At 65.1% G+C, this 13,884-nt stretch carries 9 protein-coding genes and 1 rRNA gene; 3 read left to right on the top strand and 7 right to left on the bottom strand.

The window, feature by feature from the left end; translation table 11 throughout:
• The first annotated feature begins 110 nt into the window (after positions 1 to 110).
• Positions 111 to 1,609, top strand: a 16S ribosomal RNA gene (locus GobsT_RS27830).
• A 298-nt stretch (positions 1,610 to 1,907) separates the two neighbouring features.
• Here the strand turns inward: GobsT_RS27830 and GobsT_RS27825 are convergent.
• The 3 genes from GobsT_RS27825 to GobsT_RS27815 form a co-directional block, all read right to left on the bottom strand.
• Complete coding sequence (locus GobsT_RS27825; RefSeq protein ID WP_148087895.1) at positions 1,908 to 3,404, bottom strand: hypothetical protein; 1,497 nt, start codon at positions 3,402 to 3,404, stop codon at positions 1,908 to 1,910.
• Between the two features lie 81 nt (positions 3,405 to 3,485).
• Positions 3,486 to 3,737 (bottom strand): hypothetical protein, encoded by a 252-nt coding sequence (locus GobsT_RS27820; RefSeq protein ID WP_109570825.1) that lies wholly within the window; start codon positions 3,735 to 3,737, stop codon positions 3,486 to 3,488.
• 71 nt (positions 3,738 to 3,808) lie between these two features.
• Positions 3,809 to 5,269, bottom strand: coding sequence for a hypothetical protein (locus GobsT_RS27815; protein WP_109570826.1), 1,461 nt, complete (start codon positions 5,267 to 5,269; stop codon positions 3,809 to 3,811).
• A gap of 331 nt (positions 5,270 to 5,600) precedes the next feature.
• Between GobsT_RS27815 and GobsT_RS27810 the strand changes: the two genes are divergently transcribed.
• Positions 5,601 to 6,785 (top strand): M24 family metallopeptidase, encoded by a 1,185-nt coding sequence (locus GobsT_RS27810; protein WP_010046193.1) that lies wholly within the window; start codon positions 5,601 to 5,603, stop codon positions 6,783 to 6,785.
• On the opposite strand, the gene rarD is transcribed toward GobsT_RS27810, so the two are convergent.
• The 4 genes from rarD to GobsT_RS27790 form a co-directional block, all read right to left on the bottom strand.
• The gene (gene rarD, locus GobsT_RS27805) at positions 6,739 to 7,722 is read right to left on the bottom strand and encodes an EamA family transporter RarD (protein WP_010046190.1); all 984 of its coding nucleotides are present in this window, start codon (positions 7,720 to 7,722) and stop codon (positions 6,739 to 6,741) included. The two genes, GobsT_RS27810 and rarD, sit on opposite strands and share 47 nt — an antisense overlap.
• Before the next feature lie 49 nt (positions 7,723 to 7,771).
• On the bottom strand, positions 7,772 to 8,869 hold the full coding sequence (locus GobsT_RS27800) for an aromatic ring-hydroxylating oxygenase subunit alpha (RefSeq protein ID WP_010046187.1): 1,098 nt from the start codon (positions 8,867 to 8,869) through the stop codon (positions 7,772 to 7,774).
• 246 nt (positions 8,870 to 9,115) lie between these two features.
• On the bottom strand, positions 9,116 to 10,252 hold the full coding sequence (locus GobsT_RS27795; protein ID WP_010046183.1) for a C45 family autoproteolytic acyltransferase/hydrolase: 1,137 nt from the start codon (positions 10,250 to 10,252) through the stop codon (positions 9,116 to 9,118).
• A gap of 200 nt (positions 10,253 to 10,452) precedes the next feature.
• A complete protein-coding gene (locus GobsT_RS27790; protein ID WP_010046180.1) occupies positions 10,453 to 12,294 on the bottom strand; it encodes an ABC transporter permease in 1,842 nt (613 codons plus the stop codon).
• Positions 12,295 to 12,467: 173 nt separating this feature from the next.
• On the opposite strand from GobsT_RS27790, the gene GobsT_RS27785 reads away from it, so the two are divergent.
• The gene (locus GobsT_RS27785) at positions 12,468 to 13,877 is read left to right on the top strand and encodes a sulfatase-like hydrolase/transferase (RefSeq protein ID WP_010046178.1); all 1,410 of its coding nucleotides are present in this window, start codon (positions 12,468 to 12,470) and stop codon (positions 13,875 to 13,877) included.
• The last annotated feature ends 7 nt before the right edge of the window (positions 13,878 to 13,884 follow it).

Genomic DNA, 13,884 nt, shown 5'->3' with positions numbered 1-13,884 from the left:
CGAGGTGGGGTGCGTGCGGTGTGATGCGGTCCAAGACTGAAGTCGACACCGAACAACGGCCGGATTGAACTCGACCAAGTCGCTGCCGGGTGACTGGCAGTGCGAAAATTAACTTGAAGGGTTTGATTCTGGCTCAGAACGAACGTTGGCGGCATGGATTAGGCATGCAAGTCGGGGGAATCCCGCAAGGGGGAACCGGCGTAAGGGGCAGTAAGGCATGGGTACCTACCCGGGGGTTCGGGATAGCCATCAGAGATGGTGGGTAATACCGGATGACCTCGTGAGAGCAAAGATTCATCGCCCCCGGAGGGGCCCATGTGATATTAGCTAGTTGGTGGGGTAACGGCCCACCAAGGCGAAGATGTCTAGCGGGTGTGAGAGCACGACCCGCGCCACTCGCACTGAGACACTGGCGAGACACCTACGGGTGGCTGCAGTCGAGGATCTTCGGCAATGGGGGCAACCCTGACCGAGCGATGCCGCGTGCGCGATGAAGGCCTTCGGGTTGTAAAGCGCTTTAGTGGGGGAGAAAAGCCGAGAGGTGTGATCTATCCCAAAAATAAGCTCGGGCTAAGTTCGTGCCAGCAGCCGCGGTAAGACGAACCGAGCGAACGTTGTTCGGAATCACTGGGCTTAAAGGGCGCGTAGGCGGGCTATCAAGTCTGGGGTGAAATGCCGCGGCTCAACCGCGGAACGGCCTCAGATACTGACGGCCTGGAGGGAGGTAGGGGCATGTGGAACTGTAGGTGGAGCGGTGAAATGCGTTGATATCTACAGGAACTCCGGTGGCGAAAGCGACGTGCTGGACCTCTTCTGACGCTGAGGCGCGAAAGCTAGGGGAGCAAACGGGATTAGATACCCCGGTAGTCCTAGCCCTAAACGATGGGTACTAGATAGTAGACCAGATATGGGTTTACTGTCGAAGTTAAAATGCTAAGTACCCCGCCTGGGGAGTATGGTCGCAAGGCTGAAACTCAAAGAAATTGACGGGGGCTCACACAAGCGGTGGAGCATGTGGCTTAATTCGAGGCTACGCGAAGAACCTTATCCTGGACTTGACATGTGCGAAAGCGCTCGGCAGTAGGACCCGGAAACGGGAACGGACCCCAGCAATGGGGGGACCGAGCACAGGTGCTGCATGGCTGTCGTCAGCTCGTGTCGTGAGATGTCGGGTTAAGTCCCATAACGAGCGAAACCCTTACCTTTAGTTGCGACCCACAAGGGCACTCTAGAGGGACTGCCGGTGTCAAACCGGAGGAAGGCGGGGATGACGTCAAGTCCTCATGGCCTTTATGTCCAGGGCTGCACACGTGCTACAATGGTGTACACAGAGTGAAGCGACTCTGCGAAGAGGAGCCAATCACAGAAATTACACCCCAGTTCAGATCGCAGGCTGCAACTCGCCTGCGTGAAGCCGGAATCGCTAGTAATCGCGGGTCAGCAACACCGCGGTGAATGTGTTCCTGAGCCTTGTACACACCGCCCGTCAAGCCACGAAAGAGAGGGACGTCCGAAGCCACCTTCACCGGTGTCGAAGACGGACTTCTTGATTGGGACTAAGTCGTAACAAGGTAACCGTAGGGGAACCTGCGGTTGGATCACCTCCTTTCTAAGGATACTGACACACAGGTCGTGTGGCTCGAGCACCACCGACCACATATCACCCCGCCTCACACAGAACACACGCACCCACTTGCCAACGATATACCCGCGACCCCGGCGCAGAAATGCACCGGGGTCGCGGCTTTTTGCCGCTTACACTTCTACACTTCCCGCCACTTCCGACGGCTCGCCTGTGGCTCAACAGAGCGTGATTTGAAGCCGTTCCGAGTTCTTGCTGTCTAGCCCATAATCTTAAACGATGACACACTCGCATAACGGTCAATGCGGTGAGTGCCAGGATTTCATCAACCGCTCGTAGGTCCGAAATCCACACGTTTGCGGCCCGAACGCCAGCGGAGGAGGCCGGCAACCACTACGGCCGCCAACCCGGCGCCAAACGTTCCCCCCGCCAATCCCCAGCTCAATACATACGTCTGCCTCTTACCCTGCGACACCCACACGAATTGCTCCTCTGGGCCAACCGCAGAGGCGATCGGCTCACGACCCGCATGGAATTCGTCGAAGAGGTGCTCGTCGAAGATCGATGCCCCTTTCGCGATCCGCTTGTTCTCGTACTCCTGGTACGCCCGCTGGTAGCCCTGTCCGTGCGCGAGTTCCGCCTCGAACCGTGTCCGCAGTTGGGCTACCTCGGCGGCCGGTATCGGCGGGGTAACGTTCTGCCACGCCGGGTGGGTGGCGCTTGCAGGTGGGATGTGAATGAGCGTCTGCTCGATATCGGTCTGTCGCTTCCGGCAGTGGGTGAGAAGGAACCCCCGGAGGGACGGATCGGGCCAGTAACGGTCGGCCAGTCGAGACGCCCGTTCATAAGCCGCCCAGGCAATGTGTCGCTGACCCACCCGCAGCATGACTTCGCCGAGAGCGAGCGCGAAGTGCGGGTTGGCTCCGCCGCCCTGTCGCCACATCCCGATGATCCCGAGCACCGGTTCGTCGAAGGGCACGGGCTTGCGGTGTGAGGGTACCGGCACCGTATCCCATCCGTTCTCTGCGCCGACTTTCGTAATGTGTTCGCGAATGCGTCTCAACTCGGTCCACCGGGCGGGATCGGCGTGATCGACACCCGGCTCGAAGAAGCTCTGCATCCCGTACACCGCCTTCCCCTGACTGAACTGCGCGTCGACCGCCCGCCCGTAACCGGTTTGCGTCCAGTTCGCCTCCCGGTTCAGACACTCCTCAATGCTGAGGTCGAGCCGGTTTCCGAGGCAGTCGAACGTGCGCAGCAGTTCGCGGTCGTACATCGCGGCGAGAAGAAATTCGGCAACCGCCATCTGCCACCGCTCGCGCCCGAAGTGGGCTTCCGGGTTGACCTCGACCGATTTGCGGATCAATCCCACCCCCTCGCAAAACTGTTGTCGTGCGGCCGGGACACCGGCCACCGCATCCGCGAAGCTGGCGTGGATCAGGAACGTGCCGAGGTTGGCGTATGACGTGTACAGGTCGCGTCCGGAGAGTCCCCTGGCTTGCTGGCGGGTGAGCTTGTCGCGTGCGACCGCGACCGCTTCGTCCGGTCGCCCGAGTCGTTCCAACCCGACCGCGAGGTCGTCGGCGAGTGGGAACGTGGCCGGGTCGTCCGGGGTCAGTGCAGCGAGACGCTGGCGGGTGTGCCAGTCGCGCGAGCGGTAGTGCTCCCGACCGTGTCGCGGGAACCGCTCGTGAATGACACCGTGGACCATTGCGAACCGCAGCGCCGCCCCGCCGGCGAAGGGGGGAACGTGGTGTGGCAGCGGGGCGCGTTCGGCCAGAGACGCAGGGGGCTTGTAATACGGACCCGCGTGTGAGGCCATTCCGCCCACGCAACCGGCGAACAGCCCGAGGACCGCCGCACCTCCGGTCCAAAGGCTTCGGCGCAAATGACTGACCACGGATCAGCTCCGCGTTCGGGGGTTGGTCAGCACGAGGACGCACGCAGCCACAAGCAAAGCGGCCCCAGTTCCGAACACGAAGCTGGTGCTGGGGCGGTCCGCGGGCTCAGATGAAGGTGTGACGGGTGGCGGGTTGGAACTCCGGTACTGGGACCGGAACTCGCGCTCGTGGGCGGGCAACTCGACATCGTTGAGGCACGCCGACAGTGGCCCGGCGTCGACCGCGAGGGTCAAGCAGGCGAGCAGACGAGACATCAGCGACTCCGGTTGAACGGTATAAGGTCGGGGCGAACCTGATGTCAGTTTCCCGCAGGCGGGAACAGGTGTCAACCGGGCACTCCGTATGCCGTCGCCAGCGCGACTTGGAGGTGCAGGTTGTCCACGTCGTCCAGATGGGAGCACGACACCGACAGCGCGAGATCGGTGGCCGCCCCGAGAGCTGCGATGTGCAGCGCCCACGTTACCGCCGGTGGTTCGGCCAACAGCTTGGTTAACGGGCGGATTTCGTCCGTTGCTTGGAGCGTCGTGAGGTGATCCACCGCCGCCACCCGCAGTTTCTCCGGCCGGTTTCGGTCCGCGGCGATCGACTGTAACCGCTGCACCGCTTCGTTCCGATCCGCATGAGCGACGAACGTGGCGAGTGTTTCAGTCGCGTGGGTACCGACCGTCTGCGGTTGGTGCAGGTGATCCCATGCGAGCGCTGCGATATGTGGGTCCGGTGGTAACCGGCTGAGTTCGTACATCGCTGATTTGCGCACACCAAAATCTGGGTCGCCGGCCAGCGCCAGTAACCCGTCCGTGTCGCCCCACGCGCGGAGCGGCTCTATGCTCCTTTGGCGCACCAGCGGATCGGTATGGTTCAGCATCACCGGGCGCACCTGGCGCCGGGCGTTGGGCGGGTACATCGCCCATGCCTTTCCCCAGAGCACTTCCTCCAACATTTTTGGGGACGTGTCCGGGTCGGCGAGCAATCGGACCAGATCGGACGGAATTGGTGGCTGAGTTTCGCGCGCGAGTTGCGCTGCGAAGGGTTCCGAGGCGAGCGGGGCCAATTCTTCGTCCGTGTATGACAGGAGATCCCAGACGGGTGCGAGCCAACGCCGGACCCGGGCAGACACGCGCGGGCCGTCGTCGCAGACGTACCGCAGACAACCGAGTCGGATCTCGTCCCAGCTCTCACGGGCGGCGTGACGGATCGGCTCGGTGGGGTGGTCGAGCCGGCCGTGTAGACTGCGGATCACATGTCGTGAGGGGTAATACTGCAACGTGAGGAGCGCTTCAACGGCGACACGCTCGACCGGGTCCGCAGCCGCGGTCACCAGTGCCGTTTCGGCCGCGACCGGTTCGTCCCAGAACAGGATTTTCGCCGCGGTCGCACGCACCTCCGGGGCCGAGGCGGCCAGAGCCTCGATTTTCATGTCCACGTCGGCCGGGGCGTCGAAGAAGAAGATCATTCGGTCGAGGGCAGTTGCTCGCAGTGGGTGGGCCGGGTCCCGGGCAACGGCACGCACGATGTCCGGGCAAGCGGCCGCGCCCATCGATCGCAGCGCGTGCCGGTGAAGGACGGCATCGGGAGAGTTCCACCAGCCCCTCAAGGTGTCTTCCGACCAGTCGACGTCGAGATACTCCATGTTCCGCAGGACGTAGCCCGCGGCCTCGCGCACCGTGGCTGTGCGGGCGCGGTCCGTGAGTATTCGTTCCAGGATCGGAACGGCCCGCGGATCAGAAACCGCCACAAGCGCGTTGACCACGTCGGGCCGCTCGTCGTTCGACAGCTCGGGTGCCATTAGCCGGTCAAGGAGCCGGAACGTCTGTCGACGGTCGGCGGACTGTGCGATTGCTGCGAAAGTATCGGTGGGAAGAGTCACGGCGGGCGTTCCTGAACGGTGGGACGGTGGCGCAGTGGCACCGTCGCGATCGGCCACATCTTATCCGAATGCCGCCACGTTCTCGCGGTCAATCGGTGTGCGCGATTTGCAGTCGGATCACACCTCGCCACCTGATGAGAAGACAGCGGCCCCGTTCGAGGCTAAGACAACCCCCCACTCTCTCAGTCCGGAAGGTGCCACCCCGTCGCCGGGGGCGCGAGCCCTCGGCCGTTGCGTGAGGACGTTAATCATGTTCGATTTGTCTGCGGTCCAGGCCGCGATCCGCGAAGCCGGGTTCGATGGCTGGCTGCTGTACGATTTCCGCGGGCTCAACGTGCTCGCCCAGCGAGTCGCCGGTGTCGCGGAGAAGAAGCTCTCGCGGCGGTGGTTCTATTTCGTTCCCGCCACCGGCGAACCGAAGAAGCTGGTTCACGCGATCGAGCCCGCGGCGCTCGATCACCTGCCCGGCGCCGACAAAACGATTTACCGCCGGTGGCAGGAACTTGAAGCCGGCGTCGGCGCGCTCGTAGGCGGGGCGAAGAAGGTGGCGATGGAGTACAGCCCGCGGAACGCGAACCCGTACATCAGCCGTGTCGACGCCGGCACCGTCGAACTCGTGCGCTCGTTCGGCGCTGACGTGCTCGCGTCCGGCGACCTGATCCAGCAGTTCGAGGCGGTGTGGGACGCGGACCAGGAGAAATCGCACTTCGAGGCGGCGAAGCTGTGCCGCGCGGCCTACGACGTTGCGTTCGCGTTCATCGCCGACGAGATCCGCGCGCACGGCAAGGTGATGGAAACGGCCGTTCAGGCCCGGATCATGAAGCACTTCGCCGACAACGGGATGACGACCTACAGCCCGCCGATCGTGGGCGTGGGGCCGCACAGCGGCGACCCGCACTTCGACACCGCGGCGGCCACCGACGCGCCCATCCAGAAGGGTTCGTTCGTGCTGATCGACCTGTGGGCGAAGATGAACCGCCCGCGGGCGGTGTACGCGGACTACACCCGTGTTGTGTACGTGGGGGACACCGTACCCGAGCAGTACGCGAAGGTGTTCGCGGTGGTCGCGGCGGCGCGGGATGCGGGCATTCAAAAGGCGAAGGACGCGTTTGCCGCCGGGACGCCGTTACTGGGCTGGGAGATCGACAACGCGACCCGCGACGTGATCGAGAAGGCCGGGTACGGCGCGAACTACACGCACCGCACCGGTCACAACATTGGGCAGGAGGTCCACGGGAACGGCGCCCACATCGACGGGCTCGAAACCCGCGAGGACCGGCGCATCATCCCCCGCACGTGCTTCAGCATCGAGCCGGGCATTTATTTGCCCGACTTCGGCGTCCGGAGCGAGGTTGACGTGTACATCGACGCCCAGGGGCAGGTCCACGTCACCGGTGGGGAACTGCAGACGGAAGTCCACCGAATCGTGGTGTGAGTGGCCCGACGAGGTCGGAGGCGCCGCGCCGGGCGCGGCGCTTCTGACGCGCCTGCCAGAGCGCGTCGCCGATGAAGATCAGCACCGCCGACCACACACACACGAACGCCGCGACGCGCTCCGGCCCGAGCGTTTCGCCCAGCCAGATCACCGCGATCACCATCTGCACGGTGGGCGACAGGAACTGAATGAAGCTCACCGCCAGCAGCGGCAACCGGCGCAGCGACAGCGTGTAGGTGAGGAGCGGGACAACGGTGACGATGCCGCTGAAGGCGATCAGCGCGTTGAGCCGCCAGTCGGTCGGGGTCATGTGGTTCTGTCCCGTGGCCGACAGGTACAGGAGGAACCCGAGCGACGGCGGGAGCATGAGAATCGTTTCCACCGTCAGCCCGGTCATGCTCTCGACCGCCACCTTCTTGCGCACGAGGCCGTACGCGCCAAAGGTGATCGGCAGGGCCACGGCGATCCAGGTGAAGTTGCCGTTCCAGGCGAACGGAATGGCGACACCGAGCGCCACCAGCACCAGCGCCGGGAACTGCGCCGGCCGCAGCTTTTCTTTCAGGAAGATGGGCGCGAGGGCCGCGTTCACCAGCGGCATCATGTAGTAACCGAGGCTCGCCTCGACGACGCGGTTGGTGACGGTGGCGTAGATGTAGATGAGCCAGTTGAGCGCGAGCAGGCACGCCGAGAGCAGGAGCGTTGAAACGAGCGCCCGGGACCGCAGGACGCGGACCACGTCTTTCCAGCCCGCCAGGGCGAGCGTGAGCAGGGCCATGATGGGAAGCGACCACGCGATGCGGTGGGCCAGGATCTCCCACGCGGGCACGCCGAAGGCGGCCAGCGCGGCGAAGTACAGGGGCACCAGCCCCCACCACAGGTACGCCACCAGCCCGAACATCAGCCCGGACCTAAATTGCGCCCCCGACTCGTCGTTCACGAAAAATGCTCCGTCACTTGAGAACCGCCACGACCCGGCGGGCCGAGCGCTAACCTGCGAACCCCCGGAGCACGCGCCCCAGCTTTGCGTGGAAGTGGTGCCCGCCGTTCTCGCGCTTCACGCTGAACCGGCCGGTCGAGAAGCTGCGGCTATGCAGGTTCCGCTGCACCTCTTCGCACACCCCGATGTCTTCTTGCTGCACCTGCTCGGCGACTTCAACACTTTTGCGCCTGAAGTCATGATCGAGCGAATCGGCGAAATAAAAGTCGAAAACCACCCGGCACCGGTCCGGCCCCAGCGGCAGCACCAGGTTCGTATCCATCACTCCGGCGTAGGCGTTGAGCATGAAGTTCGGGTACAGCCACCAGTACGCCGCGTCGCCGGTGCGGGTCTGCCCCGCGTCGCCTTCCGCCGGCTTGGTCGGGCTGCTTTGTAGTACCGCGTTCCCGTCGCAGGTGGTGCGGTAATTCGTGTAATCGAGCGTCCCCGCGAGGGCCGGGTGGACGGTGTTCACGTGATACCCGCCGTCCAGGTAGTTATCGACGTACACCTTCCAGTTGCACCGAAGGTCGTAGCTCCTGCGGGCGTGCCACTTGAGGTCGCCCAGAGCCGCTCCCGCCGCCCACGAGACCAACGGACCCAGGTACGCGTCGACGGGTTCGCGCGGCGGGGTGAGGTGTACCCACACGAACGGCCCCCACACCGCCACCGCGACCGGCGGCAGGCCGTTGTCCTCGCGGCGGAAGTCCTGAACGCCGTCGAACTCGGGTACCCCCCGAAGCGCCCCGCTGAGGTCGTAGGTCCACCCGTGGTAGCGGCACCGGAGCTTCGTGACGGTGCCGCATTCGTCGGTACACAAACGTGCGGCCCGGTGCCGGCAGACGTTGAAGAACGCCTTCAAATCACCGCTCTCGTTGCGCACCACGAGAACGGGTTCGCCGGCGATGTCGGCCGTCAGGTACTGACCCGGGTTCGCGACTTGATCGGCCCGCCCGACCATCTGCCAGGTGCGGGCGAACACCGCGTCACGCTCCAGCGCGTAAATCTCGGGCGCCGTGTACCACGTGTTCGGAATGGTGCCGGCCCGCTCCAGCGGCCGTTCCGGGTCGAACGCCGTGAGCAGGTCCTGAAGTGTACCGTTCGGCATGGCCCACCTTACGCTCGGAAGTGACCGACCCTCCAACTTCTGTCCGAAGAGACCGAAGCGGATCGAGGGCGCGTGCGGGGCGACCTAACCCCCGCCCCCTTCCCTGAAGGGAAGGGGGTGAACGTGTGAAAAGCCTCCTGCGCAACCGCCTGGCGTAAAGGCACCCGGCGCAAACCCCACGAACCTTGAGGTGGGCCGGGGATTGGTTGCCCCGCACGCGCTCTCCGGTTCCGGTGGAGCTTACCGTTACTTTTCATCGAACAGCTTGCCCAGATCCAGCTTGACCGGCGGAAGCTTACTCGCCGACCCGGGGCCGTAGGCCAGGTGTATCACACGCTCCGACGGCTCGAACACCATGCTCTGGAGCGTGCCTTTACCCTGGTCCACCTTTTGGAGCTGCTCGAATGCGTCCTTCACGCCGAGTTTTGGCGCGTCCTTTTGTTGGAGCAGAGAGAGCTTGTCGTAACGGTCGCATTTGGTCGTCACGCTGAGCTTGTCGGTGCGGAAGTGGTTCGTGCAGCAGCACACCCCGTTCTCGTTCTTGCGCACTTCGAGGTTGTCCGGGGTCAACTCGAACACCGCGCCGCCGTTCTTGTCGCAAATCGTCAGGCAGCAGGAGCTGGTTCGCTTCGAGCCGCGGAGCAGCTTTTCGGCTTCCGCGACAGTCGAGCACTCTTCCAGCACGCGGCGGAAGTTGAGCAGCAGCGGGGTGCCGCTCCAGTTGAACTTCGCGTTGTCCTTGCTGCGGCGCAGGTGGATCTCGTTGATGGTGACGCACAGCCCGGCGTCGTTCATCCCGCTGATGACGCCCGCGATCGGCGTCACCGTGATCGCCGCGAACGCCCGCTTGCCCTCGCCCTTGTAGACCGCCACCAGCGTGTGCTCGGTGATGCCCTTCGTGGGAATCCAGTCGAAGTTCCGGGCGAACAGCGGCGCGCCGGTTGTGCTCCGCTCCTTCTCCACAATGATCGTCGAGCACCCGAGGCCGCTGGTGAGGTCCGCGATCGTGTTGGCGAACAGGAGCAACCCTTCCGGGCGCCCGGAGGCTTTCGCCGCGGCCTCAAGCTCCGTCGCAACGTGCGGAGGGAAGTTCGGCTTGAGCCGCCGCGACATGGCCTCAATGAACCGGTACGTGGCCGTCTGGCCGGAGTCGGCGAGGAACTGCTCGTGGAGCTTGGTGAGGTCCGGTGCGTTGGCGATCGCGAGCTTGCCGAACTGCTCGCCCATCTCGGTAGGTTTGCCCTTCAGAACCAGTACCGGCACTTTGTCAACGTACCGGAGTTCGCCCCCCTTGTGCGTCGCGGCCGGGAACGTCTTGGGTTCGTCGGCCCAGCCCGACGAGCCCAGCGCGAGCACCACCAACACCGGTGCGAACATTTTCATGGCGCTTCGACCTCGAAAGGCAAAGACAGAATGGCCGCAAAGAAGCACAAAAGCTCAAAAAAGAACAGCGGACGCGTAGCCGAATCGAGCGACACCCGTTAGTTCCGTGGTCCGGTCGAACCTTGGTTTCTGCTTGATCGGGGCTGCTTCTCTTTTTTGTGCTTTTTGTGCTTCTTTGCGGCCATTCTGTTTCTGTTGAGTCAGCTCTCGTTGGGCTGGGCGGTGCGGCCCAGCGCCACGTCGAACTCGGTGACCAGGGGGAACAGCATCGCGTACACGGCGAACCCGAACGCGGCTCCCAGCGCCAGGAACGGCACCAGCGGGTCCGCCGATTCTTCCGCACCGGGGCGGCCGCCGATGAGCACGTTGACCACGCAGTAGAACATCGCCAGCGGGCACACGACGCTCGCGAGCGTCAGCGCCGGGGACGGGCGGTCGGCGCTGAGCACGTACAGCAGCCCCCCGATGCCCAGCACCAGGAAGGCGAGGAAGCTGAACCACTGGTTCCCGAAGCTGCCGCCGTTGATAACGATCAGGTAAATGCTGATCAGCGTTCCGGTGGACAGGAAGAACACCGTTCCGAGCGTGTGCCCGATCGCGAGCCGGCTTTGGGTGATGCGCAGCGAGACGTGCAGCCCGAGGGCGGTCGCGAACCCGAACAGCACGATCAGCGCGCCCGCCACCGCCACCAGCGGGCCGAAGTTGGCCGCCAGCACGTCGCCGGGCGGTGTCCCGGCCGGCGTTCGCGCCAGCGCGCCGCGGACCGCGTAGAAGCCCGCGAGGAGCAGCGGCGGGACGATGTACTCTTTGGTGTTGTACAGCACCCCCAGCAGCTTCCCGAACACGAACTCCTTGGGGGACACGTCGGTCACGAGGAGCACGTCGAGCGCGGCGCCGTCGCGCTCGGAGGTGATGGAGGTCACCGCCTGCGCCGCGACGAGGAGCAAGCTCAGCACGGCCACCGGCACCAGCCCGTAGGCGGCGGCGAACGCGGGCCGCCCGCCGGGCCGGTTCAGCTCGTTCACCGCGAAGTACAGGATCAGCGCCAGCACGATCCCGAACGCGAACTTCACCAGCAGCGGCCGGCGCCCGTAAGCCAGGGTGCGGATCTCGCGCCACAGGACCGGGTTGGCCCACACCTGGCGCGCGTCGCCGGGCGCGGCGTGCGCCCGGGCGCGCTTCTCGGCCTCAACGGCCTCGTTCGACTCCGGGTCTTCCGCGGCGCTCGAGCTTTCGCGCTGCATGATCGGCTCGCCGCTCGGGTTCCACTTCCGCAGCCCCCAGATGCCGATGCCGTTGAGGGCGGCACAGAACGCGAGCGTCACCAGCACGAACCCGTAGGCGGGCGCGAGCCCCGCGCCGGTCGTCGGCGGTTCGAGGACGCTGAGCATCGCGACGAACGGGTCGATCCAGGCTTGTATCGTCGGCCAGTCCCAGTCCGCAACGAGCATCGGGCCGACCGTGCCGACGCCCTGCGAAACGCACACGTACAGAACCAGGAAGAGGACCGACAGCGCGAGCGCCTGGTACGTTTTGTCGCGCCACAGCGCCACCAGCCCGCCGAGCGACCCGGCCGCGATCGCCGACGCGAACAGCACCAGCACCGCCTGGAGCACCTGCTCGGGATCGATCCCGCCGAGCAGCAGCAAGAGCGCGAGGACCGGCACGCTCACAAAGAGCAGAATCAGAATGGGCAGCAGCGCGCCGAGCAACTTCCCGAGCACGATTTCGTAGTCCCGCAGGTCCGTGAGGAGCAGGAGCACGAACGTCCGGCGGTCCTTCTCCTGCGAGACCGCGCCGGCGGCCGACAGGGTGGCGAAGAACAGCGTGAGGAACAGTTGGACGAACGCAACGATCTGGAACAGGAGCAGCCCGAAGTTCGCCGTCTCGCCGAGCGTGGCGTCGCGGGCGAACCCGATGGTGGCCTGCCAGGTGGTGACGCCCAGGATGCACAGCAGCCCGACCAGGGCCGCCCGCTGGGGGTAGTGCCCGGACCGCCGCGGCACCGTGACCACTTCGCGCGAAAAGATCGGACCCAGCACGCGGAAACCTCCCACCCCGGTGACACCCTGCTAGCTTATCCTGGCGGGCCGGAGCGAATAGTCCGGTGAACCTTTCCGCCCCTGCTCGGCCTCAAGTCGGAAGTGGAAGCGCCCGGCGCCGCCGGCCGGGCGGCCACCGTTCTGTTCCGACCTGCGTATCTGGGAATCTTCGAATGCGAGTGATCGTTTTCGCGCTCAACGGGCTCCCGGCCGGGTGGCTGGGGGCCTACGGCAACGACTGGGTCGGCACTCCGCACCTGGACCGGTTCGCCGCGGAGGGCGTCACGTTCGACCGGCACATCAGCGATCGCCCCGACCCGGACGCCGCACGCCGGGCGTGGACGGGAAAGCACTTTTCCCCCACCGAAAGCGAGCAAACACGCGGACCGGCGACCGAAACCCCTCTTCTCGTTCTCGGTGAAAGAGCCGGGGAGAGCGGTTCGTCCCCGCGAACCGTTCTCGTGCGCGCGAACCACCCCGACACCGATGCCCCCGACTGGTTCTACGCCGGCTGGCAGGAAGTGTTCGACGCCCGCCCCAAGCCGGACGACGATTCCCCGCTCGAAGAACTGATCCGTTCGCTGCCGGCACTCCTGGAGCGCCTGCGCAACGTTCCCGAGTTCTTGCTCTGGATCGAAACGGACCGCCTGCTCCCCCCGTGGGACGTTCAGCAGGACGTGTTCGAGGCGTACCTGGAGGACATCGAAGAGGAACCCGGACCGAAGTCTCAAACGGCTGATGGCGACGAGCCCGAATCGGACGAGGCGGAAGAGACGGACGAAGTCGAGGAACTCGAATCCGACGAGGCGGACGAGTCTGAAGGGGCTGAAGAGGCCCACGAACCCGAGGAGCCAACCCCGGCCCTTCCGGAGACGGAGGAACCCGAAGAGCCCGTCGAGCCGTTCGCCGACCCGCCGACCGGGCCGTTCGATCGCGCCGACCTCGACCTCTGGGACTGGCTGCACAAGACCTTCGCCGCGGTGGTCACGAAACTCGACGCGGAACTCGGGGCCGTGTTCGAGATCCTGCGCGAGGAGGAGCTGGATCGGTCCGCGGCGTGGCTCATCACGTCCGATTTCGGGCACCCGCTCGGCGAACACGGTCAGGTCGGGTTGTACCGCCCCTGGCTGCACGAGGAACTGGTTCACCTGCCGCTGTTGCTCCGCCTGCCGAACGCCGAACAGGCCGGACGGCGCGTGAGCGGGTTCACGCAGCCGCCGGACCTGTTCCCGACGCTGCTCGAACTTTTCGGTCTCACACCGCCGGCCGGTACACCCGGTCACAGCTTGCTACCGCCGGCGCGAGGGCTGTCGGAGTCGCTGCGCGCGTCCGCAATCACACAGCTCGAACTGGGAGGGGCGGCCGAAATCGCCCTTCGCACGGGTGAATGGTCGCTGATCGTGCCGACGCTCGTGCCGGAGGGCGACCCGCCACGCGAGCCGCAACTGTACGAGAAGCCCGACGACCGTTGGGAGGTGAACGACCTCCGGGTGCGCAACATCGAGCGCGCCGACGAACTTGAAGCGCTGCTGCGGGAGGAGATACAGAAGGCGAAGCAACAACCCCCCGGCGACGCGGGTTGACATTCAG

Origin of the sequence: Gemmata obscuriglobus (assembly GCF_008065095.1) — a bacterium.
Lineage (GTDB): Bacteria > Planctomycetota > Planctomycetia > Gemmatales > Gemmataceae > Gemmata > Gemmata obscuriglobus.
The sequence above is the reverse complement of the archived record's forward strand: the minus strand, read 5'-3'. Positions and strand labels throughout refer to the sequence as shown.